This is a genomic window from Armatimonadota bacterium, assembly GCA_018268395.1.
Taxonomy (GTDB): domain Bacteria; phylum Armatimonadota; class Fimbriimonadia; order Fimbriimonadales; family Fimbriimonadaceae; genus JAEURO01.
Genome location: JAFDWQ010000010.1, coordinates 82,012 through 104,170, shown reverse-complemented (window position 1 = coordinate 104,170; position 22,159 = coordinate 82,012). Strand labels below are relative to the sequence as shown.

Here is a 22,159-nt window from a genome sequence, read left to right as displayed (position 1 = left end):
ATTTTGCCCTTTTTCCGCCTCGATCGAGGCGGAACGGACTTAGGTATGGTCTCGCTCGATGTCCCATCGACCCAGGTTCTCGGCGTTGTGTTCCCTGCTCTTAGCGCTCGTCGCTGCGGGGTGCGGCGGCAGATACGGGTGCGGTGGGAACAACGACGGCAGCGACGACTCCCTACCTTGGGCCGTCATCGGCCAGGACCGACTGAACCTGGCACCGGGGGGCGTCGGCTCGGCCCTCGTCACCGTCCGAAACCAAGCGGTCGACCAGGGTTGGCAACTGACGATCAAGACCGACGGGGACCCGCCGACCGGATGGACGGTCACAGGCTCCAGTAAGTATCTTGACAGGCCCTTTGACAACCGGATCGCCCTCGAAGTCACGGTCCGTGTCCCTGCCAACGCGCCGACGGGCTCCCGCTCCATTCCGATGCTGATTTCGGACGATGACAGCACGACGGCAGACTATGTCGTGAACCTTCAGGTCGTCGTAGGCGCCGCAGCCACAACGTCGATCCGCGAAACCGCCCCGTTCGTGAGCAACGGCGAAGGAACGTTCGAGTCTTCCCTCGAGATTTCGAACGGAGAAGCTTTCCCGATCACGACCATGGTCGAATTCAGGCCCTTGAACTTCACGGCCGACGTGGACGCGCTGGTCTGGTTCAGTCCGAACTCAGGCGGATTCAGCGTCGACCCCGGCGACATCGATACGATGAAGTGTAAGGTCTTGCCGCGCACGAACTCGATCGCCAAGACCTTCAGCTTCGAGAACTACTTCTACAACCAGTTCCAGAACGGGAAGGAGCACAAGTACGCCACGCAGGTCGCCGCCAAACCACCGACGGCCGTTTACTACACAGTCGACTCGCTCGATTGGCTGATGGGGGTGAGTACGGCCGATCCGGACAAGACGACCACCTACGACGTGACGTTCGATCCCGTCCCGACGGGCAAGGCCGGGCTTTATACGTTCTCGCAAGACGGGCTGAACGCGTCCCAGTACACGGCGACTTTCAACCCGCCCAACGCGCCGGTGAACTCCAACGGCGATCCGGTTTCTGTCACCGTCACGGTGAGCAGGATCGGCTCGGGAGCGGGCGAGACGGTGGACGAGTTCGTCCTACGGGCGACGCACGACGCTCATAGCGACGTGAACGCGAGGCTCCGTCTTCCTATCCGCACCTACGTGGGCCGCTGATGCGCACCTAGGCGGCACGAGTGGAACGAAAGTTCACACCGTGCCGCCTTCGGCCATCGCGTTGCAGGTGTCCTTCGAGCCCGCCTTGAGGTCCCCGACGGTTACTCGAAATACACTTGCTGGTCGTCCCAACAGGTCTGGAGATAGTCGATCTGTCCCGTGTGGTTGACGAGGTGGTTCGAGGGGATCGTCATGAAGAACAAGAACGGCGTCGGCCCGATCGGTGTCTCGATCGTCGACGCGGTCTGCTCCGGAGTGACGTGGTCCAGGGCCTCGAGCGTGTCCGCGATGCCCTGTTCGAGGACGGCGACGGCTTCCTCACGGGTCGTGACGCTTTGGATCCTGGCATTGATGGGGCCGAGGAACTCCTCGACGGAGTCCGGGAACTTTCCGGCTTTGATGATGCCGGCGAACCCCCCGCTATAACCCGCGCAGTGGGCCGCGATCTGGAGAGCGCTCTTTGCGGACGGCACCGGTTTCCAATGGAGCTTGTCGTCGGGAACGTGGCCGAAGTTCCGAAGGAACTGGTACAGCGCCAGCTCCGCCCGCTTTTTGCAGTTCTCGATCATGTCCATGGACGGGTCGATTAAACCTCTAGGGGGCAAGTGCGCGCACACCGCGACGGTAGACTTCCGCCATGACCTGCCAAGAGGTGGTCGCCGAACTCGAGTCGCTCGGAACCCCACAGATCAAGAAGATCTGGATGAACTACGGCGCGCAAGAGCCTTGCTTCGGAGTCAAGGTCGAGGACATGAAGAAGATCCTCAAGCGCGTCAAGGGAGACCATGGCCTCGCGCTCGAACTGTACGATACGGGCATCGCCGACGCGATGTACTTGGCCGGTTTGCTCGTCGACGACTCGAAGATGAGCGAAACCGATCTTGAGAAGTGGCTTCAGAACGCGGCTCCCGGCTGGGTCGCGGATTTCACCGTGCCCTGGGTCGCCGGGAGCAGCCCTCATGCTCGGGACACCGCGGTCAAATGGATCGGAGCCGCCGGAGAGGACGCCGTCGCAGCGGGTTGGAGCACGTACAGCTCCTATCTGTCCATCACGCCTGACGAGAAGCTCGACCTGAAGGAGGTCACGGCGTTGCTCGAACAGGTCGAAGCCACCGTCCACGACCGGCCCGACCGGGTCAAATCGGCCATGAACCAGTTCGTCTCGTTCGTCGGGTGCTACGTGGCGCCGCTCCATGACCTGGCCGTCCTGACTGCGACGAGGATCGGGCCGATTTCGATCGCCAAGAACGGCAACTGCAAGGTTCCGTACGCCCCCGACCAGATCGCCAAGTTCACGGCTCGTGGCGCGGTCGGTCGAAAGCGTAAATCGGCGAAGTGCTGACGGAGCGGGCGACGGACGGGGCCGTCCAGAACGCCCCGCCGTCATGAGCCGACTCTTCCTTGTCAATAGAACTCGCGCACTTCGACGGGCGTGCGGCACGCGCCGACGGCTTTCCGCCCCCACTCGACGGCTTCGTCCATGCTCTGACACTCCAAGATCCAAAATCCGCCGATGTGCTCCTTCGTCTCCAGGTAAGGGCCGTCCGTCACGGTGACGCCACCGTCCGATCGGGCCCGAAGGGACTTGGCTTCGTGGGCAGGCCGTAAGCCTTTGGCGAGGATCCTGACTCCTGCGGCCGTCATGTCGTCGTTCAAGGCGTCGATGTCGAGTCGGGTCGCTTCGTCGACGGACGAAGGATCAAAGGTGTCGGGATGGTGGATGGCGACGAGGAACGTCATGGTTTCTTTCCGATCAGTGTGCACGGACCTGAACGGTCCGGCAGAACGTCGTCGTCCGAGGCTACGGGTTTTCGACAGGTTTGTCGGGTTTTCTCAGGAATTTTCTCGAGTGCGACGACGAAAGGTGCCTCCTTGTGGCGGTTTTATGCCGATGGGCTGCCAAGACCGACCTCCGCCGGCCCGTTCCGAGTAACCTGGCGGGTCAATGGCTCTTCCCATGATCATCCAGGGCGGCATGGGCGTCGCGGTGTCCAATTGGAGGCTCGCCCGGGCGGTCGCTTCCCGAGGCCATATGGGGGTCGTCTCGGGTACAGGGATCGACGCCGTGGTCAGTCGAAGGTTGCAGCACGGAGACGCGGGCGGTGTCTTGAAACGCGCCTTCGACGCCTTCCCCGTTCCGGAAATGGCCCGGCGGGTGTGGGACCGGTACTTCGTGCCCGAAGGGAAAGCCGAGTCTGCGCCTTACAAAGCCAAGCCGGTGCCGAACCTTCAAACAGGACGGGCCGGCACCGAACTCTCGGTCGTCGCCAGCTTCGTCGAAGTCTGGTTGGCCAAGCAAGGTCACAACGGACCTGTCGGGATCAACCTGCTCGAGAAGATCCAGCTCACGCACCTCTCCTGCCTCTTCGGAGCGATGCTCGCCGGAGTCGACTATGTCTTGATGGGCGCAGGAATCCCGCGGCAGATCCCTGGCGTTTTGGACTCGCTCTCCCGGATGGAAGAGACCGGGTATGCGGTCGACGTGGCGGGTGCCCTTCCCGGCGAAACGTATTACAACCGGATCGACCCGAAGGACCTCGCCGATTGGCCGATGACGGAACTGCCACGGCCCAAGTTCCTCGCGATCATCAGCAGTACGGTCCTCGCCCAGACCCTGATCAAAAAGTGCACGCCTCCCGTCGACGGGTTCGTCGTCGAAGGCCCCTTGGCCGGAGGCCACAACGCCCCGCCCCGCGGCCCTCTCGTCCTGGACGCAAAGAACGAACCGGTCTACGGCCCGAAAGACGTCCCCGACTTGGCCGTGATCCGCGATCTCGGGGCTCCGTTCTGGATGGCGGGCGCCTACGGCGAACCGTGCATGCTCGAAGCCGCCCTTGAGGCCGGCGCTCAAGGAGTCCAAGTGGGCACGGCGTTCGCGTTCTGCGAGGAGTCCGGCATCGAACCCGGTATCAAGCGACAGGTCATCGAGCAGGTCCTCAAGGGGAACATTTCGGTCAAGACCGACGCCTTCGCGAGCCCGACAGGCTTCCCCTTCAAGGTCGTCCAGATGGAAGGCACCTTGAGCGCCGACGACGTTTACGAAAAACGGGACCGCATCTGCGATCTGGGCTATCTGCGCACGCCCTATCGAAAGGACGACGGCACGGTCGGCTACAGGTGCGCGAGCGAACCCGTCGACGATTTCGTCGCCAAGGGCGGCGAATTGGAACAGACGGTCGGCCGCAAGTGCATCTGCAACGGTCTCGTGTCGACGATCGGGCTCTCTCAGCACCGTAAAGACGGAAGCGTTGAACCACCGATCATCACGGCGGGTGACGAACTCGTCAATATCGGACGGTTCCTGCCTCCGGGTGCCGACAGCTACACCGTCGACGACGTCCTTGCTTACCTGCTGAAGTTCCGGAACGGCGACGTCCGACCGGCATGAGCGCCCAGACCGGCGCACGGTCTGACGACCGGCCCGGCCCGTTCGATTCCCAGACCGCCGCGCCCTGATCGGCGCCCGCTATTGAAGAGGACGGACTTCGATCACGAACCCGTAGTATTCACCGAACATCGCTGCCGGATGGAGGGACGCTACCGAGACGGCTTCCTCGATATCGGCCGCCTCGATGACGAAGAAGCTCCCCAATTGCTCCTTTTTGTGGAAGAGCGGCCCGTCCGAAACCGTCGGTCGGCCGTTCTGAGGCCGGATCGTTTTCGCCGTCCGATAGTGTTGGACGCCTTCCTCGGCGACGACCTTTCCGGTGGCCCGGAACGGGACGCACTGGGCCATACACCTTGTTAAGATATCCTCGCGGACCACGTCGGGCGCGGCATCGAAAGAGTCAGTATCCAAGTATCCGAGGCAAAGAAACTTCATGGGAACTTGCATCATGGCCGCGAATGCCGACATGTGACAAGAGGGTGGCGAAGAATCGTACAAAGGACGGGACGTCGGTCCAGCGGCCGGTACGCCGACGACGTGTCGGAATTTTCGGTCCCTCGCTTAGAGGTATAGAGCAGCGATGAAGCGATCGGTGAAGGTGTTCTGGTTCCTGGCACCGTTGACCCTCGGACTTGCCCTCGGTGGAAGCCGTCCGGTCGACGGACCCTACGATTGGAAACTGCCCGTCGGCTTCCCGACTCCGATCGTCCCCGCCGACAATCCCATGACCGCGGCCAAGGTCGAACTCGGTCGCCATCTGTTCTTCGACAAGAGACTCTCCGGAAACGGCACCCAGAGCTGTGCGTCCTGCCATCGGCCCGATCGGGCGTTCGCCGACGACCGTCCGGTCACTCAGGGGTCGACGGGCGAGCCCGGCGTTCGGAACCCGATGAGCCTCGTCAACGTCGCCTACGCAGGGGTGTTGACCTGGAGCAATCCCGGACACCGGACGCTCGAAGCGCAAGTGTCGGTGCCCTTGTTCGGAACGCACCCCGTCGAGCTCGGTGCCGAAAAGGACGCCGTCCTCAAGTCCCTGGAGTCGGAAAGCAGGTACGGGCCCCTCTTCGCGGCCGCGTTTCCCGGGCACGACGGACCTTACACGATCGATCAAGTGTCCAAGGCCCTGGCCTGCTTCCAGCGCAGCCTGATCTCGGCAGGATCGCCCTACGACCGATACCGTCGCGGAGAGATCGGTGCGATTTCAGAAGCGGCAAAACGGGGCGAGTTCGTGTTCGTCGGCCCAAGGCTCGACTGCGCCCGGTGCCACGGAGAGGAACTGTTCACCGATACGACCGTTTCGACCGTCGACCCCGCGAAAGTGGTCAAATTCCATAACAACGGCCTCTACAACGTGCAGGGGCCGACGTCCTATCCTCAACCGAGCATCGGTGTCGCCGAGCATACGAAGCGGCCCGAAGACATGGGAAAGTTCAAGGCTCCGAGCCTGCGCAACATCGCGCTCACAGCGCCGTATATGCACGACGGGAGCATCGCGACCCTCGAGGGTGTCGTCGACCACTATGCGGCGGGTGGACGGACGATCAAAGACGGTCCTCACGCCGGCGTCGGGCGCGACAATCCCAACAAAGACCCAGAACTCAAGGGGTTCCGCCTGTTCCCGTCGGATAAAGAGGCGTTGATCGCTTTCCTCGAATCGCTGACGGATCCGACGATCGCGACGAACCCCGCTTTCAGCGACCCTTGGACACCCGGGCGGCATTGAGCGCTGTCTCATAAGTTTGGATCCAAAGGTACAACCCTGTCCATGGACGCGACGCGCGAAGCCCTTCGGGGCCAGTTCCATGCCGCGATGGACATGCTCAAGGGAGCGATCGATGCGTGCCCGGACGACGTGTGGCTCGGGGGCCGGCCGCCACGGTCGTTCTGGCGGATCGCGTACCACACGCTGTTCTATGCGCACCTCTACCTTGAGCAACGGGTCGAAGACTTCGTCCGCTGGGAACACCATCGGGACGAGGTCGAAAGCGATGAGGAACACGAGCGCGACGATGCCCGCCCCTACTCGCGCACTGAACTCTTGGAGTATTGGGACTGGATCGACGCCTGGGCCGACGGGCAGTTCGACAAACTGGATCTGAAGACTCAGGATTCGGGGTTTCCTTGGTACTCGGTCCCGAAGTTAGACCATGTCCTGCTCAACGTCCGACACGTTTCCGAACACGCCGGTCAGCTCCGCGACCGACTGTTGGAAGCGGGCGTCGACCAGAAATGGCACACACGCCGCCCGTCCCACACGGGTTGACGTCGAAACGCCGCTGTCCCTGGTCCAGAGACAGTGGCGCCCGCCGACCCAGGGTCGGGTCTATCGAGAGCGCTTCCTCCGCGCAGCCAGGGCGGCGATCCCGGCTTCCAGAGCGAGGACCGTCGTCGGTTCCGGAACTGCAGCCGAAGCCGCTTCCGGCGCCTGTTAAGTCCGTCTCCGGTCGGAGCGGCCAAGGGAAACGACCACGCTCCGACCTGACCGTTGGAGCTTGCCTTCGAACTCCAATTTCGCAAGAGCGCGGTTGACGGTCTCGCGCGTGCAGCCGAGGACGTCGGCCCAGGTCGACTGGCTGGTGCCCGACCGCGTCCGGCCCGATTCGTCGGCCTCCGCCGTTAACAGGTCGAGCAGTCTTTCCCCCACATCTTTGCTGCGGCGGTCGATCGCTTGTTGGCCGGCTTCGCGGAGTCGGGAGGCGAGCGTCCTCATGATTCCAAGGGCGACACCGGGCTGTGCGAGCACGACTCTCTCGAAATCCCTTCCATGGACAGACAGCAAGCGACACGCCGAAGAGGCCGTAGCTTGGGCGGACCGTGGTTGGGAGTCGAGCAGGCCCATCTCCCCCACGACCTCGCCTGCCGCACGGAACCCAAGGACTTGCGTCTGCCCCTCGGCACCTGTACGCTCGATCCTCAAGCGGCCCGAGACGACGACATAAAGGCAGTCGGCAGGGACGCCCTCGAGGAACAGGATTTCGCCTTTGGCCAGGGTCTTCCGCGAACAAACGGCTCCCAGATGTTCAAGCCCTTCCGGACCGACGTTGCGGAACAGTGGCACCCGCGCCAGGATCTCTGAGTTGGTCGGCACGTCAGTCGTATCCTGGCACAGGCAATGTTCGGAACCGGTGGTCGGCCGGCATCAGGTGTAGTTCTTGACGATGATATAGACAGGTTCGCCGTTCACGATGACGACGATGACGCACGGCGTCGGATTGTTCGTAGGTGACGACGAAACCGTCTGCGGCGCCGACGGATCCGGAAGGATGGACTCCAGGATCAGGACGGGATCCCTGTGCGCAGGCCATTGCAGGACAGGCCGGACCGTACGGCCGCCGTACTTCTGATTCAGGACGTTTCCCGTGTTGGTCAGGACATCGGTCATCACCATGTAGGCTTCAGGCTGCGGACCGATGTCCACGTTCTTCAGAATCTCGTTGAGCCGTAGAGGGTTTTCGAGGTAGTCCATGGCGAACGCGGCCCTACGGTCGGCCATGTCGACGTGATAATCGTCCGTATCCGACATGTCCAGGTCGAAGTGCAGGAAGTGGAGTCTCGTGGACTTTACGGGGTTTCGCGTCACCGGAGTGACCGGTCGAAGATATCGCTGTGGTGCGACGTCGACGGTCGCATAATCGGTCGCTCTCGGAACGTACCGGACGGTGATGAGCCGGGTGTCCAACGCGAATTCGACGATGTATTGGAGGTCGAACGTCGAAGGCTGGGGCGCCGGGGGTTCGAACAAGCTGCCGCCTCCACGCGGGCCCCGTCCGAACGGGCCACTGCCTCCGCCTGTTTTGAACCCATCTTGTTTCCTGTCTTCGCGTGGCTTGTCCCTAACGATAAGCTTCGCGATCTCTTTGTCATACGCGGTGCCGGCGGCAGCGACCTGAGTCGGGTCGGCGTTCATCGTCGACGCCGCGATGACACGATTCCTGAATTTCGCTATCGTCGATCCGAGCGTTTCTTCGGACGGCATGGACAGCAGGTCCGCGAATCCCGGATAGAGCGGCGACAAGGCCTCCAGGACCGCCAGGTTCTGGAAGCTGGGCGACGTCAGGGGTTCGATATGGACCGTCACCGGACCGGCCAAGGGCCAGTCGTTGATCTTGAGGTCGGCCCTCGACGTGGCGACGTTATAACCGTTGACCTCGCGATACGACTTCAGGACCCTGTTCGCAAAGACTTGGGGGGCGGCGATCAATTCCGAGAGCGACTCCCAACTTTCTGGAAGGAAGACGACCGAGTGCTCTAAGTGCGTGGGATTGTGCCCCGTCCGATAGTCGAGGAGGACGAAGGCTCCGGCGCCAGGGACCCAGGCCGGCGAAATCGGCGTTGCTTCATCGTCATGTCGAATGTTCCAATCTTGGCCGTGTGGATGCATCTCGGTGCGATTATCGCGTAAGGCCTTCTCGAAGAGTGTGATCTCGGTCACAACCCATCGAAACGGTCGACGACCGCACGGGCAGACGCCCAAAACGCTGTAAGGGACGCGGACGCCGGAACTTCGGACGAGCGTTCCCTCGCCACGTCCCGCGATCGTTTCCAACTGGCTGGATCCACCCGTCGAGGCAGCCGCAAGAGTGCTTGGACCACGTCATCCGACGCCGAGGTCCGGCTATCGGTATCGAAAACGGCGAGGGCCGACCAGAGACCCTGCGCGGCTCGGGCCGCGTGACGAAGAACCATGGCCGAGCGCACCATTTCGATGGCCGCCGCCTCGGCCAACGCGGACTCGCCTACCCCTCGGGCGAGTTCCGAGACCGCTCGGAGCCGAAAGAAGTCCTGATCGGGAGCCACTTTGGCCTGGCTGATCGCCTTCAGGCACAGCCGCGCCATTTCCGTGTCCCTTTCGGCGAGGGCGGTGCGCCCTTCGAGGACCGTCAACCAGACTTGGACGTCCGTCGCTTCGGACCGGTCGGACTTCTCCCGTGCCTCCCGGAGGTACGAACGGGCCTGCGCCAAGTCTCCTTCGGACAAAGCCAGGTCGGCCAAGTCGCCGAGTGCGTCGCACTCGGCGGTCGCGTTTCCGACGGACTCAGCGGCTCGGACGCGGGCTGACCACGCATCGCGCGCGTCCGTGATCCGGCCGGACCGACGAGCGACGATGCCGCGAAGACCAAGAAGCTCGAGTTCGAGGGTCGAGTCGCCGGTCTCTCGTGCGGCCGTAAAGCCGGCTTCGGCGAGGGCTTCGAAATCGTCGTTCTCACCCGTTTCGGCCGCGAACCGCGCTAGGCAGCGTACGAAGGGAACGACCTGATCGGGCTTCTGATCCGTGACAGAAGCCGCGAACCCGGCCCTGAGATCTCCAAGCCGCGCCAGGATCGTCGCCGTAGCCTGTTCCGTTTCGCCTCTCTCAAACCGGGCTGCCTCGTCACGCGCGATTCCCGCGAAGTGTCGCGCATGGGCTTCCCTCCACCGTGCCGTCTCCGGTTCCCCGACACTCTCTCGGGCGAACTCTCGCACCGGATCCGGTTGACGGAACGTGAGGGTGCCTGCACCACCGCCGGTCGTCAAGAGAGAGCTGTCCCGAAGTCGCAAGAGCGCGTCTTCCGTCGCTGAGTCCGCACCGAACAGAGCGGCCGCGTCCTGGCCTTGAAAGGGGCCCTCGAAGACGGAGAGCCGGACCGTCCATTCGCGGTCGACGTCGTCGAGGATCGACATCGACGTCTCGACGACGTGCCTGAGACTTTCATGACGTCCGCCGGGCCGGGTCGACCGAACGATGCCCAGTGGGCTTTCGAGAACGCGCGCGGCCAACTCCTCGAGCGACATGGCTCGCAATCGGCCCGCCGCCAACAAAATGGCCAAGGGGTTCCCTTCAAGACGTTCGACGATCCCTCCGACCAAGGCTCGGTCAGCTCGCGTAGGCTGCAACCCTACCGAAGCTTCTGCGGCCTCGACGAACAGGCGCGATGCGTCGGACAGTCCACCTGCGCCAGGCTTGAGGTCCAGCCCTCCGAGTTCGAAGACGTGCTCGTAGGGGAGTCCAAGGACGTTTCGGCTCGTCGCCAAGATCGAGAGCTTCGGAAACGACCGCAGCAGCTCCCCGACGGCGTCCAATCGTCCGGCAAGCATGTCGCAGCAGTCCAGGACGAGCAGCGTCTCGCCCTTCCCGAACGACTCGGAAAGTGCTTGCCCCGAACCGGCCCCGTCACTGACTGAGGCGACGATCGCTGCCCGGGCATGGGCTTCGGTTCGACAGATCTCCAGACCCGTCCACCACACTTCGTCGAAATCGTCCAGGCAAGACCATGCCGTCCGGTTCGCCAAGGTCGTCTTGCCCGTGCCGCCGAAACCGAGCACGGTGACCAAGCGACGGCGGCGTTCGGTCAACAGGCTGCTCAGGGCTCGATGCTCGCGTGTACGGCCGACCATCTCCCGTTCCAGCGCGACGAGATTGTGCTCGGGCTCCGTACCGACGGGTGCCGGAAATCCGGTGCCCCGTCCGGCGAGGTCGGGTTGCCAAAGGTCTTCGCCCCGAAGATGACCGCGCAACCGGACTTCGCCGATCCGTCGCCACTCGACGGCCCGGCCCAAGAGATCGGCCGCCAGACCGAAGGTCGTCGCCGAAACGAGGGTCTGCCCCGGATAGGCCACAGCCGCGATACGGGCCGCCCGATTGACCGCTGCACCTTGATAGTCGCCCTCGTGGGCGACGGCAGGCCCAGAGTGGGCCCCGATCCGTACGACCGGACCGAGCGAGGCGGTCACGTCGGCTTGGACGGCGACGGCCGCCTGAACGGCCGACATCGGTGACTCGAAGACGGCCGCCAGTCCGTCGCCCAAGCTCTTAAAGACGTGACCGCCGTTCGCCTCGACGTGCCGACGGACGCACGCGTTATGGGCCGTGACCGCAGCCAAGGCCGCGTCCGGATCCCGTTCCCACGTCGACGAACTCCCCGCAATGTCCGTGAACAGGAAAGTCGCGACCTGCGCTGGACCTGCCACTGGCCGCGAGTCTAGCCGATACTTTGGCCCGCCTGCGACTTCGGCTTACTGTGCCTGCCAGTACTCCTTGGTCTTCCCGACGTTGTCACTGACGGCTTCGGCCCTTGCTCTGAGAAGGGCGTTCGTCACGGCGCGGTTCTCGACGGCGAGCGCTGCCATCAGCCGGCCGCCGTCCGTGATGTAGAAGAACGTCGGTTGGATCTTCGAATTCTGCTTGAGCAGGTTCAGCGTCTTGGCTCCTCCCTCTTTCGGGGCGTCCCCGAGGTTGACGGTCAGCCAAATGTACGAATTGCTCGGGCTGATTTCGAAGCCGACGGGAATGTCGAGTTCGTACTTGGAGAACTTGACGGAGTACTTCTCCTTTCCTTCGTCCTTGACGATGTCCGTGACTTCCCAGCCGAGCTGTACGAGCGTTTCCCTGAGTTGAGCGCGCGTCAACGGTGCGTCCTGCTGAGACTTGAAGCCGACGACCGTACCGGCTCCGACGATCAGAAGGAGCGAAGCCGGGATTCCAAAGCGTTTCATGTGCCTAATCAGTATGATCGGAACGGAACCGTCCGCGATCCAGGGCGACGTTCGGTCGCGGACGGTATGATTCGCCGTCATGACCGTCCTATCGGCCTATTGCCAAGTGCTCCCCGACCGACTCGAATCCTTTCGGTCAGCCAGCCACAAGAACAAAACCGCCGCACGATTGGAAGCCGGTTGCGAGCGGTTCGACTATTACGTGAGCGACGACGAACCCCTCATGTACGTGTTCGTCGAAGAGTGGTCGAGCCTGGCCCATCTGCAGGCCCATTTCGCGACCCCCCATTTCGCAGAGTTCATGGCGACGGTCGAGAGCTGCTTGGCCGCAGCACCCGAGATCCGGATTTTCGAAGCGACACTGACGGACTAGCGGCCCATGGCACTCGAGACTTCGGCCAAGAACATGACGGACCGTCTTGGCGTATAACAGTGCGACCATGACCGTTCTTTCAAGAATCGTCGATCGGGAGGGCTCCTGATGCCCGGGACCGTCCGTTTCCACCGCGTCCTCTCGGCTCCGCCTGAAAAGGTTTACCGCGCGTTTGTCGAACCTGACGCTCTCGCCAAATGGCTTCCGCCCGATGGGTTCCTCTGTACCGTCCACTCCTTCGAGCCTTCGGTCGGCGGACAGTTCCGCATGTCCTTCCGGAACTTCACGACAGGGGGGTCCCATTCGTTCGGAGGCACGTTCGAAGACATGCGCCCTGGAGAGCGGCTCGTCTATACGGACCGGTTCGACGACCCTTCGATGCCGGACGAAATGAGGGTCACGGTCTCCTTTCGAGCCGTCTCGGTCGGAACCGAAATGGAAGTCGTCCAAGAGAACATCCCGGATCAGATCCCTCCCGAAGCGTGCGTGCTCGGCTGGCAAGACTCCCTTGAAAACCTCGCCAAGGTCGTCGAACCCGTGATCGAGATGTGATCCGGGTCCGATCCTGGTCATGGTCGCTGCCAGGGAGCCGGACCGTTGTCCGAGAACGGATTTGGGGCTTGAACCTGTTGCAGACCAGGGCGTAAGCCGGCCCCCGTCCTCGGACCGACATACGACTAGCGGTCTGCTAGCGTTTCATCGATACACTCCCTGAGTGTGAAGAACGCGGTCTATATCAGCACCGGGATCCTGGGGCTCATCGGCCTGACCACTCTGCGGGCCGCATCGACGGGGGCGGCGCCGTTCGCAGGGTTCGTCCAACTCCAAGCGACGACTCCAGGGACAGCGGAATCAGGTCACGCCAACGTCACGGGGACCTTAAAATCCGGCAAAGTCCAGACGGGAACGTTCCAACTCGGCACGTCGGCCCCGGCGGGAAGCGTTTTGACGGCCAATGCGGCAGGCATCGGAACGTGGCAAGTCCCGCAGTTCCCCGTGCCGTTCAACGGTGTCGCCTCCACCAGCGGGAGCGTCCTTGGCGGAAAGAACACGTTGGCCGTCGGTGGATACGGAGTGAAGGGCGAGGCGGTCGGAACGGCCGGCGTCGGGGTGTACGGCTCGTCGTCGAACGCCTCGGGCCAAGGGGCCGGCGGTTACTTTCTGTCCAGCGGGAGCTCCGGCATCGCCGTTCAAGGTCACGCGACGTCGGCATCGGGAACGACTTATGGCGCCTATCTCACGAACAACACCCAAACGGGCGCAGCCGTACGAGGAACGGCGTTAGCGACATTGGGAAGCGCGGCTGGCGGGGCGTTCCAGTCCGACGCTCCGAACGGTGCGGGCGTCACCGGCATCGCTACAAAGGCGGCGGGAGGCAGTTCTGGAGGCTGGTTCTCGACGGCCAGTTCGACCGGGGTCGGCGTCCGGGCTTTCGCTTTGAGCACGTCCGGCCCGAACTTCGGCGGCAGCTTCCAGTCCAGCAGTTCCTCCGGAACTGGGGTTTACGCCCGGGTGTCGGCGACGGGCGGGAACACCACTGGCGGTTACTTCGAAGTGAACAGCCCTACAGGGGTCGCCGTCAGGGGGAGCGCCACCGCCACCACCGGCACGAGCTTCACGGGGTACTTCTTGAACCAAAGCGCGTCGGGGACAGGCGTCTACGGCTACGCCAGCTCCGCGACGGGCAGCACGATCGGCGTCCGAGGTCAGACCGCCAGCGCGAACGGTCTGGGCGTCTACGGCGTAGCCGGAAACGCGGCCGGCAACGGGTTCGGCGTCCGCGGCGACAGTGCGGGTCCTGGGGGCGCCGGTGTCTACGGTTATGCCAGCAGCGCGACCGGTTCTCCGTTCGGGGTGCGTGGCGACGTCGCCTCTCAGGAAGGTGTCGGGGTCTACGGCTACACCAGTGCTCTCACCGGATTCGGATCGGGCGTCCGTGGCGATTCCAAGAGTCAGTTCGGAAGCGGCGTGCTGGGTACGAACAGTAACGTCGACGGAGGCTACGGGGTCATGGGGACGGCGAAAGGCTTCAACGCCCGTGCACTGATCGGTAAGGCCGAATCGTACGGCGTCGGACTCTGGGCCGAATCCCATAGCGGCACGGCGGTGATCGCCCTTTCCAACGACGGTGAGGGCCTGCGTTCGATCTCGAACGGCACGGCGTCCTACGGGATCACGACCGCAGGCAACCTGGCGGCGTTGTACGCCGATGGCGATCTCGTGTGCTCCGGCAACAAGGCGTTCCGCATCGACCATCCGTTCGATCCGGCCAACAAGTACCTCTACCACTACTGTACGGAAAGCCCGACCCCGCAGAACTCGTATTCCGGGAACGTCGTCACCGGTGCAGACGGTACCGCGTGGGTCGACCTGCCGGACTACTTTGGCGAGGTCAACACGAACTTCAAGTACCAGTTGACGGTCGTGCACGGAGGCCAAGACTTCGTTCAAGCCATGGTCAGTCGGGAGATCCAGGGCAACCGGTTTCAGATCCGTACGAGCGCCCCCCGCGCAAAAGTGTCTTGGCGCGTCGAGGCGGACCGCAACGACCTGTACACCCGGCAGCACCGCCCGCAGGCCGTCACCGTGAAACCAGAACGCGAAATCGGTACCTATCAAAGGCCCGAACTTTACGGAGCGCCCCGTGAGAAAGGCCTTCAGGAGGCCCTTTCCCGTCCGGGCCGCCGTTCGGCAGGCCGGCCCTGACATGCCGGGCGTCAGTCCGTACTGACGACGTCCGTCACAATGTTCTGCTTGAGGGTCACGGTCACCGAACCGTGGCCCTCCGTGTTGTCGTAGCGGAGCTTGCGGACGTCGCCTTGGACGTCGATGTGCGAGGGCGCCCCTGCATCACGCGTGACCTCCAGTTCGGTCATCCCAGGTTTGACCTTGTTGCGGACCGACTCCAGATCGGATTTGGGCCCGCCCGGGCTGCAACCCATCGGAGCGGCAGCAACGAGGGCCCAGAGGAGGACGACCGTCCATCGCATGCCCTACGATACCGAGGCGTGGCGAACGGACGCGTCGATGAACCGGGTCGAACCCACCCAGATGGTCGCGAAAGGGCCGGGGCGGGCGGCCCGTCTGCGACCCGGAGACCTGCCCGCGGCGTCGGACGGCGTGAACCGTACCGGGACGGTTTCGATCCCCGCGATCGAAAGTAACCCGAGCTTCGACGACCGCGTCCAAAGGGCGTGGGCGTTCGGCGCGGACTTGTGTTCGTCCTTTTCGTTCTTCCGCTGGCGGTGTCGGCACAACGGGGTCGGGCGGTGACGTCCGTCGAAGCGATGGTCGGATCGTCCGATGCCGTCTACGTGGGACGTATCGTCCGGATCGAAACGCCGGCCGGAGAGGAGTCCAAGCCCGTTTACGACCGCACCTCGAGGATCGTGTTCGCAGTGTCGGAGACGATCCGCGGTCCAAAGATCCGTGAGACCGTCTTCCTGAACCGCTCGCACCACTCGGACCTGGATGCCCTTCGTGACCTCAAGGTCGAGCTGCTCTACGCCATCGGCCAGGGCCATCGCGGATGGGATCCCGAAAAGCGGTACGTCCCGGTGGATCCGGCCCCTTCCGCATTCGGAACGTACGGGTACCTGCACTCTCTCGCACCGATCAAGGAGGCGAAGTCCCCCGATCATCCGGCAGCGGACTTCGACGTCGCCTCTGATCAGGGGAGGATGTTCGGAGCCGACCTCAGCGTTGTCCGGAGCCGGAAGGACATCCTTAAGCGGGCGCGAGAGTATCAGCGCAAGCACCCGGAGACCGTCGGAACGGTCGAGCTTGGGCTCCCTGACGGGTACTTCGATCTGGTCGGGTACCACAATGCCTTCGGTATCGTCGCTCTCCCCAAAACCGCCGAGACCGGCGTCACCCTTCGGCGGATCGTCGAGGAGCCGGAGAGGCTCCTCGCGAGGTACCGACCGCGCGATTGGGCCGAAGACCGTAACCGGCTGGTCGCTGAGGCGGTCCGTGTCCTGAGCGAGTTTCCCGATCCGGAAACGAAGGCTCTCGTCTCCCGGATCGCCGACGGCTACCGAAGTCCTGGCGGCGGTCCGACAAACGGCTGGACGACCGACGAGAAAGTCCGCGAAACGGCACGTCGTGTCCTGGACAAATGGGCGGGCGACGGTCGGTCGTAACCCATGGGACGGTCCGTTTGCCATTGTGTAGAATGAGAAGATGCTAAGGGCAACGGCGATCGGGACGTTCTTGGTGTCTTCGGTGTGCGCGAACGCACAGATGATCCACGTGTTCTTCGACGGTAAAGAGGAAGACCTTCGAGAGCCGGCGATCCTCCGGAACGGTCGGACGTTGCTCGGTCTGCGGGAGACGTTCGATCGGCTCGGTGCCGTCGTCTACTACGATTCTTCCACCAAAGAGATCACGGCCTGGCGCGCTGAAAGGACGGTGCAGATCCAAATCGGTCGCGCCCAAGCAACGATCGACGGGAAGACCCTGACAATGGACCAGCCTCCGATCATCGAAGGCCGAACGACGTACGTACCGTTGCGGTTCCTGAGCGAGGCGCTGGGTGCCGAGGTCAAGTACGTCGGTTCGTCCAACTCTGCCTATATCGACACGGTCGCTATGAACTTCTTCAATGAGAAGGCACCGTTCAAGGCAGGAGACGCCGTCCTCTACCTCTATCGACGCTCCTGGCACCCTGCGAAAGTCTTGCACGTGACCGATCATCAAGATTCCGAGGACAGCTATAAGATCGAGTTCAAGGAACCGAGCGGAAGGGTGATCACCCCGACGGTCGGGCGTCGGTATCTGCGGACCGCCAAACCCTGATCCTATGAACGAGCACGTCCGCCGTTACAACGATGCGCTAGAGGAGTCCGACCGATCGGTCTGCGACCTCTTGGCCCGAGAGATCGACGCCGCCTTGCCCGAATCCGAGAACAAGGTTTGGCACGGGCATCCGGTGTGGTTCCTCGACGGTAACCCGGTGGCCGGCTACAGCAAGCTGAAAGGTTGTGTCCGGCTCCTCTTTTGGAGCGGAAGGTCGTTCGACGAGCCCGACCTCAAGCCCGAAGGGACCTTTCAAGCGGCAGAAGCGCGTTACGGTGCCGAATCCGACGTCGACGTGGACGCCGTGCGACGGTGGCTTGCTAAGAGCCGGGACATCCAGTGGGACTACAAGAACATCGTCAAGCGGAAGGGCGTGCTCTTGCGGTTAGGCGAAGGAACAGGTCTTTAGGTCGCGGTAAGGTCGTCGACGTGCGGCACGCGCCACCATGGCCTGAAGTCCTCGCGATCTTCCGAGAAAACGAGCGGCGCGTCCGGTCGCTACCGCCGGCAGGACCGATGCCGGATGCGGAGTTTTGCAGGCAGTCGCGACACCGCACGCTGGGTCACCTCGTTGCATGCCAGACCGCTTGGCTTCCCTTGCTGCGTAAGATCCGTGACGGCGCCGTCCGTGGACGCGTCGAAGTCCACCCCTTACGGCTCTATGACCGCGACGGATTTGCTCTGAAGCCATGGGACTTGCTGACCAAAAGGTTTCTTTCGGACCGCCAAGAATGGAGCGGGATCCTCGGCACCATCGACCTGAATGCAGAGATCAAGACTCCGACAAGGATCCACACGGCCGTCTCTCTGACCGAGAAACTGGTCCGGCACGAGGCGCGTCATCTCGATGATCTGAAAGACAGTGGCTGAAGGCACCTAGACGTTGGGGCCGGCCGTCGTCCCGATCATGACGCGGATCAGGACGGGCAAGTTCGCCTGCAAGATCGTCACCCAAGTCCGCAACTTGCCGATGTCGTCAGCGAGATAGAACATTCGCGGAGGAAAGTAGAAGAGGAGGGCCAGGAAGCACAAGACGAAGAGCCGGAAGACGAAGTCGACCGGGCCCGTGGTCGGCGGAACGTCCACCAAAGCTAAGAGGTTCCAGACCAATTGGAACACGAACATGTTCGCGAAGAGACAGGCGTCGCCGATCACGGCCGACGCGCGGCCTTTGAGAAACTCGGACCGAGGCTCGGACTTGGGCACCGAGAAGTAGCGGTAGACAAGGACCGTGTGCGTCACCATCAGACCGATCCCCAAGAAAACCGACCCCACGAACACGCCTCCGTCCGGCTCGCTCTTCCCATAGAGCTTTTGCAGCAGGAACGCGTTGGCGGTCGCAAAGATCAGAGCCGTCGTGCAGAAGTAGACGATCGGATTGAAAAGGCAACCGTCGGTCGGATCCCGCTGCTCTGTACCGGACTCTGGACGCCCTCGCTTGTACCGGTGCCACCTCTTAAGGACCGCCCCCGTCGGCGCAAGCACCATGAGCGCTGTCGCCACTGTGAACAGGAGGGCTTGCGCATCGGCGTCCTTGTCCGCTCTCACGATCGCCTTCAGGAACGACTCTGCAAGCTTCGGCATCAGCCAAAGATTGAGAAGGAACACGAGGACGTCGAGCAATGATCCGAGGTTTTGAGGGAGCTTGAGACGACGCAAGGCCCGTCTGACCGGACTTCCCTTTCCTTCGCCTTGATCGCCTTCGAACGCTTGAGCCACGCGCCCGCTTGATACCCGATAGGGCCGCACCGACGGGTCGGGGCGCGATGGCGCTGCAGGCCTGCCGCACGATGATAACGGTCAGGCCCCGTGTCAGACTGGGCTCACGGGGTGCGGACTCCTCCGCACCAAAGGGTGATGAACATGAACACGAACGTACTCACTGTCGCTTTGGTGTCTGCAAGCGCGGGCGCCGTCGCCGGCGGCATCGCCGCTGCAGGGGTCGTGAACTTACAGGACACGACACCGGGCGCAGTGCAAACCGGACACTCAAACATTTCCGGATATTCCCTCGCAGGTCGTTTCGGAGCGGGCGTTTCACCGACGTTGGCCAGGATCCAAGTCAAAGAAACGGGCGGTGCCCAGGGCGTGCGGTCGGAGACCGGGAGCGGGGTCGCCTTGTTCGGAAAGAGCACGGCCGCGACCGGTCTCGGTGCCGGAGGCTACTTCACGAGCAGTTCTGTCGGCGGCCGAGGCATCGTCGGCGAGGCGTTGAGCACCACGGGAAACCCTGTGGGCGGCCTGTTCTACAACTACTCCAACGGTGCCGGGGTCGCCGTATGGGGCCGGGCTATCGGAAACGGTGCGGCCACAGGCGTCTTCGCCGAAACCCTGAGCGGCGGCGGGACAGCGCTGGCCGCGATCAACAGCGGTGCCGAGAGTGGCTTTGTCGCGGGCACCGGGACGGATTCGATACAAACTTCGGGCCCGTTGCCTCGCCACGACTACGGTAACACGACTGCAACGATGGTGCCGATCGCCTATGGGGTCGTGTTCTCCGACGGGACGGTCGCTCAAGCGGGCAGCGGAAACTGGACGTCCTCCAAGCTTGGCGTCGGCCAATACAACGTCGCGATAGCAGGAACGACCCTGGGACAGTCGACGTCGGTGATCCTGGCGACTTCGGTGGGCATCGGCTCGACCGAAACCTGTGGCGTGAGCTCGGGAGCGAACGGGACATGGGACGTCGGCGTCCATGACCAGAACGGAGCCGCCGTCGACAGCAACTTCCATTTCGTCATCTTCAAGGCCACAGGCGTCGGCACGATGCCGGGCGCGGTTCGCGACAAGCCCGGCTCCGATGAGAAGCACGACGCGGACAACGAGCGTCGGCGCGCAGCAGCCCGGCGACATGAGGAGCGATCGACCAAGCAGGACGGTTATGTCGTACCCGTCGACCATGGGATCCGCTTGCCGTAAGCGGCACGGCGTCACGAGGGGCTTCACCACGAACGTGGCGGAACCCCTCAGTCCACCTCAACGTCGGCCGGCGAGTTCACGGATAGCGATCGGGGCAAAAGGCGAGGTACAGCCCTTCGAGGTGGGATAGTCGCGATAGAGGCCCAGCGATTCGCCGATCGCGATCGCGCGGTCACGGAGTTCCGGGTGCTCGACGCCGATATCGATCAGAGCGAAATTCATCGTCCATTGTGCGAGCGAAGGAGCCGTGGCCATGTCCTTCTCGATGGTGTCCAGCAGGGACGTGAGATCAAGCCCGTCAGGGGCCTTCGTGATGCGCTCGCACGTCAGGCTCCATGCGGCCCGGGCGAGCGACGGATGACTGGAACCGATCCACTTGGTCCGGAGCCTTTCTTTCGCCGGATGTTGTTTGACGACGTTCGTCATCGTCCAGTCGGCGAGCTGGCCGAACGTCACGTCCCGGACCATGTCTTCGAGTTCGGTCTCGGACAGTTGTTTCGGCTTTATGGTCAGCGTGGCGACGAGCCGGGCCTCGAGGTTCCCTGTCTTCCAGAGCTGTAGCGCGCGGTCGTGGTCGGTTTTCGCTTCCTTCGCAATGGCCCGGACGTCGCCCATCTTGACGCCGAACTGGTTCTCGGGCGCACCGTTCTTCGCGTTCATGGCTTTCCATTTCGGATCGCACGCCGCTTCGAGTCGGCGCAGGATGTCGTCGCACGTCATGGACTGCCATTATGGGCGACGCGTCAGTCCTGCAGGACCCATTCGCCGGCGCGCATCAGAGGAACGGACGAGCCGTCTTGACGGACGCCGTCCACGTCCACTTTGTCCGAACCGATCATCCAGTCGACGTGCACGATACTGTCGTTCGCACCCCGTGCGGTCCGCTCGTCGGGAGTCATGCCCGCATACCCGTCGAGGTTCTCGCCATATGACGCCCCGAACGCGATGTGCGAAGCCGCGTTCTCGTCGTAAAGGGTGTTCAGGAACAGCACGCCCGTCTGAGCGACCTTGCTCGAATGAGGGACGAGGGCGACCTCGCCCAGTCGGTCGGCGCTATCGTCCGTCGCGACGAGCTTTCGGAACGCGTCCTCACCCTTGGACGCGGACACCTTGACGGCTTTCCCGGCCTGAAACTCCACTTGGATCCCATCGACGATCTGTCCACGAAGACTGAGGGGCATCGTGCTGGACACCGTCCCTTCGACGCGTTCGCGGTGGGGCATGCAGAACACCTCTTCGGTCGGAACGTTCGGTGAACACAAGACGCCGTTGTTGGCCCGACCTCGGCCGCCCGCCCACAAATGGCCCTCGACGAGCCCGACGCGCAGGTCGGTTCCGGGACCGGTGAAACGGACCGCGTCCAACCTCAGTTCGTCCAAGATCCGCACCCTGGCTTCGAGAGACGCGCTGTGTTCCCTCCAAGCCGCCATCGGATCGTCCTCCAACACACGGGACGAGAGAAAGATAGCGTCCCAGAGCTTGGCGGTCGCCACTTCGGAGGGCAGGTCGGGAAAGACCCTCGCCGCCCACGCGGGCGACGCGGCGCCGATCAGGCACCAGTTGATCTCCGAACCGGCGATGATTTCGCTGAGGACCTTCCTCGCTTCGCCTTGAGCGCGGCTTTGAGCCGCGACCTTGTCCGGGGCGACTCCCGCGAGGAGCGCCGGGTCGCCGCTTAAGATCCCGAGACGGGCCGCGTTCTGCCGATGGGCCGTGGCGACGCCGTCGATGAGCCATCGCGGGGCGTACGAGACCGCTTCGTCCGACCCTTCCGCGTAACGGATCAATGCCAGTTCCGGATCGGCCCAGATCACCTCGACGTTCTTCGCTCCGGCCCGATACGCCTCTCTTGCGACCAGGTGCACCAGGGGGGCGGCGACGTGTTCTGCGAAGACCAGGAGCTCCTGGCCCGGCGCCAAAGCGACGCCTTCCTTGACGGCAAGGGTGGCGAACAGGGACAGGTTGTCTTCGAAGGATCTCATGGCGGCGAGTCTAACCCAAGCCTCGGGACGCG

The 22,159-nt window shown here is 63.2% G+C and carries 25 protein-coding genes and 1 pseudogene; 14 read left to right on the top strand and 12 right to left on the bottom strand.

What is annotated here, in order from left to right; all coding sequences use genetic code 11:
• Nucleotides 1-58 precede the first annotated feature (58 nt).
• Nucleotides 59-1,195: a hypothetical protein gene (locus JST30_15975; GenBank protein MBS1715825.1), complete on the top strand. Its 1,137-nt coding sequence runs from the start codon at nucleotides 59-61 to the stop codon at nucleotides 1,193-1,195.
• Nucleotides 1,196-1,296: 101 nt separating this feature from the next.
• On the opposite strand, the gene JST30_15970 is transcribed toward JST30_15975, so the two are convergent.
• Complete coding sequence (locus tag JST30_15970; protein MBS1715824.1) at nucleotides 1,297-1,770, bottom strand: DinB family protein; 474 nt, start codon at nucleotides 1,768-1,770, stop codon at nucleotides 1,297-1,299.
• A 62-nt stretch (nucleotides 1,771-1,832) separates the two neighbouring features.
• Between JST30_15970 and JST30_15965 the strand changes: the two genes are divergently transcribed.
• Nucleotides 1,833-2,537 (top strand): DNA alkylation repair protein, encoded by a 705-nt coding sequence (locus JST30_15965; GenBank protein MBS1715823.1) that lies wholly within the window; start codon nucleotides 1,833-1,835, stop codon nucleotides 2,535-2,537.
• Between the two features lie 62 nt (nucleotides 2,538-2,599).
• Here JST30_15965 and JST30_15960 read toward each other — a convergent pair whose 3' ends face one another.
• Nucleotides 2,600-2,935: a hypothetical protein gene (locus tag JST30_15960; protein ID MBS1715822.1), complete on the bottom strand. Its 336-nt coding sequence runs from the start codon at nucleotides 2,933-2,935 to the stop codon at nucleotides 2,600-2,602.
• Nucleotides 2,936-3,140: 205 nt separating this feature from the next.
• On the opposite strand from JST30_15960, the gene JST30_15955 reads away from it, so the two are divergent.
• Nucleotides 3,141-4,583, top strand: a complete 1,443-nt coding sequence (locus JST30_15955; GenBank protein MBS1715821.1) for a nitronate monooxygenase — start codon at nucleotides 3,141-3,143, stop codon at nucleotides 4,581-4,583.
• Between the two features lie 78 nt (nucleotides 4,584-4,661).
• On the opposite strand, the gene JST30_15950 is transcribed toward JST30_15955, so the two are convergent.
• Entirely contained in the window at nucleotides 4,662-5,051 is a 390-nt protein-coding gene (locus JST30_15950) for a hypothetical protein (protein ID MBS1715820.1), read from the bottom strand.
• A gap of 112 nt (nucleotides 5,052-5,163) precedes the next feature.
• Here JST30_15950 and JST30_15945 point away from each other — a divergent pair, with 112 nt between their 5' ends.
• Nucleotides 5,164-6,306 (top strand): di-heme enzyme, encoded by a 1,143-nt coding sequence (locus JST30_15945; protein ID MBS1715819.1) that lies wholly within the window; start codon nucleotides 5,164-5,166, stop codon nucleotides 6,304-6,306.
• A gap of 42 nt (nucleotides 6,307-6,348) precedes the next feature.
• On the top strand, nucleotides 6,349-6,846 hold the full coding sequence (locus JST30_15940) for a hypothetical protein (GenBank protein ID MBS1715818.1): 498 nt from the start codon (nucleotides 6,349-6,351) through the stop codon (nucleotides 6,844-6,846).
• 60 nt (nucleotides 6,847-6,906) lie between these two features.
• Here the strand turns inward: JST30_15940 and JST30_15935 are convergent.
• The 5 genes and pseudogenes from JST30_15935 to JST30_15915 all read right to left on the bottom strand — a co-directional run bounded on the left by JST30_15935 (nucleotide 6,907) and on the right by JST30_15915 (nucleotide 12,056).
• Nucleotides 6,907-6,984 (bottom strand): annotated as a pseudogene (locus tag JST30_15935) (PEP-CTERM sorting domain-containing protein).
• 27 nt (nucleotides 6,985-7,011) lie between these two features.
• Entirely contained in the window at nucleotides 7,012-7,671 is a 660-nt protein-coding gene (locus tag JST30_15930) for a Crp/Fnr family transcriptional regulator (protein MBS1715817.1), read from the bottom strand.
• 51 nt (nucleotides 7,672-7,722) lie between these two features.
• Nucleotides 7,723-8,964 carry a hypothetical protein gene (locus JST30_15925; protein MBS1715816.1) on the bottom strand — a complete coding sequence of 414 codons (1,242 nt, stop codon included), beginning with the start codon at nucleotides 8,962-8,964 and terminating at the stop codon, nucleotides 7,723-7,725.
• Between the two features lie 47 nt (nucleotides 8,965-9,011).
• Nucleotides 9,012-11,531, bottom strand: a complete 2,520-nt coding sequence (locus JST30_15920; GenBank protein ID MBS1715815.1) for an adenylate/guanylate cyclase domain-containing protein — start codon at nucleotides 11,529-11,531, stop codon at nucleotides 9,012-9,014.
• 45 nt (nucleotides 11,532-11,576) lie between these two features.
• Entirely contained in the window at nucleotides 11,577-12,056 is a 480-nt protein-coding gene (locus JST30_15915; GenBank protein MBS1715814.1) for a DUF4148 domain-containing protein, read from the bottom strand.
• A 79-nt stretch (nucleotides 12,057-12,135) separates the two neighbouring features.
• Between JST30_15915 and JST30_15910 the strand changes: the two genes are divergently transcribed.
• The 3 genes from JST30_15910 to JST30_15900 all read left to right on the top strand — a co-directional run bounded on the left by JST30_15910 (nucleotide 12,136) and on the right by JST30_15900 (nucleotide 15,135).
• The gene (locus JST30_15910; protein MBS1715813.1) at nucleotides 12,136-12,429 is read left to right on the top strand and encodes an antibiotic biosynthesis monooxygenase; all 294 of its coding nucleotides are present in this window, start codon (nucleotides 12,136-12,138) and stop codon (nucleotides 12,427-12,429) included.
• A gap of 108 nt (nucleotides 12,430-12,537) precedes the next feature.
• A complete protein-coding gene (locus JST30_15905; GenBank protein MBS1715812.1) occupies nucleotides 12,538-12,981 on the top strand; it encodes an SRPBCC family protein in 444 nt (147 codons plus the stop codon).
• 165 nt (nucleotides 12,982-13,146) lie between these two features.
• On the top strand, nucleotides 13,147-15,135 hold the full coding sequence (locus tag JST30_15900) for a hypothetical protein (protein MBS1715811.1): 1,989 nt from the start codon (nucleotides 13,147-13,149) through the stop codon (nucleotides 15,133-15,135).
• A gap of 11 nt (nucleotides 15,136-15,146) precedes the next feature.
• Here JST30_15900 and JST30_15895 read toward each other — a convergent pair whose 3' ends face one another.
• Nucleotides 15,147-15,419, bottom strand: a complete 273-nt coding sequence (locus tag JST30_15895; protein ID MBS1715810.1) for a hypothetical protein — start codon at nucleotides 15,417-15,419, stop codon at nucleotides 15,147-15,149.
• Here JST30_15895 and JST30_15890 point away from each other — a divergent pair.
• The 5 genes from JST30_15890 (at nucleotide 15,418) to JST30_15870 (ending at nucleotide 18,096) form a co-directional block, all read left to right on the top strand.
• Complete coding sequence (locus JST30_15890) at nucleotides 15,418-15,702, top strand: hypothetical protein (GenBank protein MBS1715809.1); 285 nt, start codon at nucleotides 15,418-15,420, stop codon at nucleotides 15,700-15,702. The genes JST30_15895 and JST30_15890 overlap by 2 nt on opposite strands.
• On the top strand, nucleotides 15,699-16,571 hold the full coding sequence (locus JST30_15885) for a hypothetical protein (GenBank protein ID MBS1715808.1): 873 nt from the start codon (nucleotides 15,699-15,701) through the stop codon (nucleotides 16,569-16,571). The genes JST30_15890 and JST30_15885 overlap by 4 nt, the downstream gene beginning before the upstream one ends.
• A gap of 40 nt (nucleotides 16,572-16,611) precedes the next feature.
• Nucleotides 16,612-17,226 (top strand): copper amine oxidase N-terminal domain-containing protein, encoded by a 615-nt coding sequence (locus tag JST30_15880; protein MBS1715807.1) that lies wholly within the window; start codon nucleotides 16,612-16,614, stop codon nucleotides 17,224-17,226.
• Nucleotides 17,227-17,230: 4 nt separating this feature from the next.
• Entirely contained in the window at nucleotides 17,231-17,635 is a 405-nt protein-coding gene (locus tag JST30_15875; protein MBS1715806.1) for a DUF1801 domain-containing protein, read from the top strand.
• Nucleotides 17,636-17,823: 188 nt separating this feature from the next.
• Entirely contained in the window at nucleotides 17,824-18,096 is a 273-nt protein-coding gene (locus tag JST30_15870) for a hypothetical protein (protein ID MBS1715805.1), read from the top strand.
• A gap of 6 nt (nucleotides 18,097-18,102) precedes the next feature.
• On the opposite strand, the gene JST30_15865 is transcribed toward JST30_15870, so the two are convergent.
• The gene (locus tag JST30_15865; GenBank protein MBS1715804.1) at nucleotides 18,103-18,945 is read right to left on the bottom strand and encodes a hypothetical protein; all 843 of its coding nucleotides are present in this window, start codon (nucleotides 18,943-18,945) and stop codon (nucleotides 18,103-18,105) included.
• Between the two features lie 144 nt (nucleotides 18,946-19,089).
• On the opposite strand from JST30_15865, the gene JST30_15860 reads away from it, so the two are divergent.
• Nucleotides 19,090-20,145 (top strand): hypothetical protein, encoded by a 1,056-nt coding sequence (locus tag JST30_15860; protein MBS1715803.1) that lies wholly within the window; start codon nucleotides 19,090-19,092, stop codon nucleotides 20,143-20,145.
• 57 nt (nucleotides 20,146-20,202) lie between these two features.
• On the opposite strand, the gene JST30_15855 is transcribed toward JST30_15860, so the two are convergent.
• Both JST30_15855 and JST30_15850 read right to left on the bottom strand, forming a co-directional pair.
• Nucleotides 20,203-20,865, bottom strand: coding sequence for a DNA alkylation repair protein (locus JST30_15855; GenBank protein MBS1715802.1), 663 nt, complete (start codon nucleotides 20,863-20,865; stop codon nucleotides 20,203-20,205).
• A gap of 23 nt (nucleotides 20,866-20,888) precedes the next feature.
• On the bottom strand, nucleotides 20,889-22,127 hold the full coding sequence (locus JST30_15850; protein MBS1715801.1) for an aminopeptidase: 1,239 nt from the start codon (nucleotides 22,125-22,127) through the stop codon (nucleotides 20,889-20,891).
• Nucleotides 22,128-22,159: the final 32 nt, after the last annotated feature.

Bases quoted from the DNA above. Each gene is read 5' to 3' on its own strand.
- JST30_15890 (MBS1715809.1), top strand. From the start codon at position 15,418: ATGCCCTACGATACCGAGGCGTGGCGAACGGACGCGTCGATGAACCGG.
- JST30_15855 (MBS1715802.1), bottom strand. From the start codon at position 20,865: ATGACGTGCGACGACATCCTGCGCCGACTCGAAGCGGCGTGCGATCCG.
- JST30_15960 (MBS1715822.1), bottom strand. From the start codon at position 2,935: ATGACGTTCCTCGTCGCCATCCACCATCCCGACACCTTTGATCCTTCG.
- JST30_15955 (MBS1715821.1), top strand. From the start codon at position 3,141: ATGGCTCTTCCCATGATCATCCAGGGCGGCATGGGCGTCGCGGTGTCC.
- JST30_15945 (MBS1715819.1), top strand. From the start codon at position 5,164: ATGAAGCGATCGGTGAAGGTGTTCTGGTTCCTGGCACCGTTGACCCTC.
- JST30_15915 (MBS1715814.1), bottom strand. From the start codon at position 12,056: ATGAAACGCTTTGGAATCCCGGCTTCGCTCCTTCTGATCGTCGGAGCC.
- JST30_15925 (MBS1715816.1), bottom strand. From the start codon at position 8,964: ATGCATCCACACGGCCAAGATTGGAACATTCGACATGACGATGAAGCA.
- JST30_15965 (MBS1715823.1), top strand. From the start codon at position 1,833: ATGACCTGCCAAGAGGTGGTCGCCGAACTCGAGTCGCTCGGAACCCCA.
- JST30_15950 (MBS1715820.1), bottom strand. From the start codon at position 5,051: ATGTCGGCATTCGCGGCCATGATGCAAGTTCCCATGAAGTTTCTTTGC.
- JST30_15875 (MBS1715806.1), top strand. From the start codon at position 17,231: ATGAACGAGCACGTCCGCCGTTACAACGATGCGCTAGAGGAGTCCGAC.
- JST30_15895 (MBS1715810.1), bottom strand. From the start codon at position 15,419: ATGCGATGGACGGTCGTCCTCCTCTGGGCCCTCGTTGCTGCCGCTCCG.
- JST30_15905 (MBS1715812.1), top strand. From the start codon at position 12,538: ATGCCCGGGACCGTCCGTTTCCACCGCGTCCTCTCGGCTCCGCCTGAA.
- JST30_15880 (MBS1715807.1), top strand. From the start codon at position 16,612: ATGCTAAGGGCAACGGCGATCGGGACGTTCTTGGTGTCTTCGGTGTGC.
- JST30_15860 (MBS1715803.1), top strand. From the start codon at position 19,090: ATGAACACGAACGTACTCACTGTCGCTTTGGTGTCTGCAAGCGCGGGC.
- JST30_15975 (MBS1715825.1), top strand. From the start codon at position 59: ATGTCCCATCGACCCAGGTTCTCGGCGTTGTGTTCCCTGCTCTTAGCG.
- JST30_15850 (MBS1715801.1), bottom strand. From the start codon at position 22,127: ATGAGATCCTTCGAAGACAACCTGTCCCTGTTCGCCACCCTTGCCGTC.
- JST30_15970 (MBS1715824.1), bottom strand. From the start codon at position 1,770: ATGGACATGATCGAGAACTGCAAAAAGCGGGCGGAGCTGGCGCTGTAC.
- JST30_15910 (MBS1715813.1), top strand. From the start codon at position 12,136: ATGACCGTCCTATCGGCCTATTGCCAAGTGCTCCCCGACCGACTCGAA.
- JST30_15940 (MBS1715818.1), top strand. From the start codon at position 6,349: ATGGACGCGACGCGCGAAGCCCTTCGGGGCCAGTTCCATGCCGCGATG.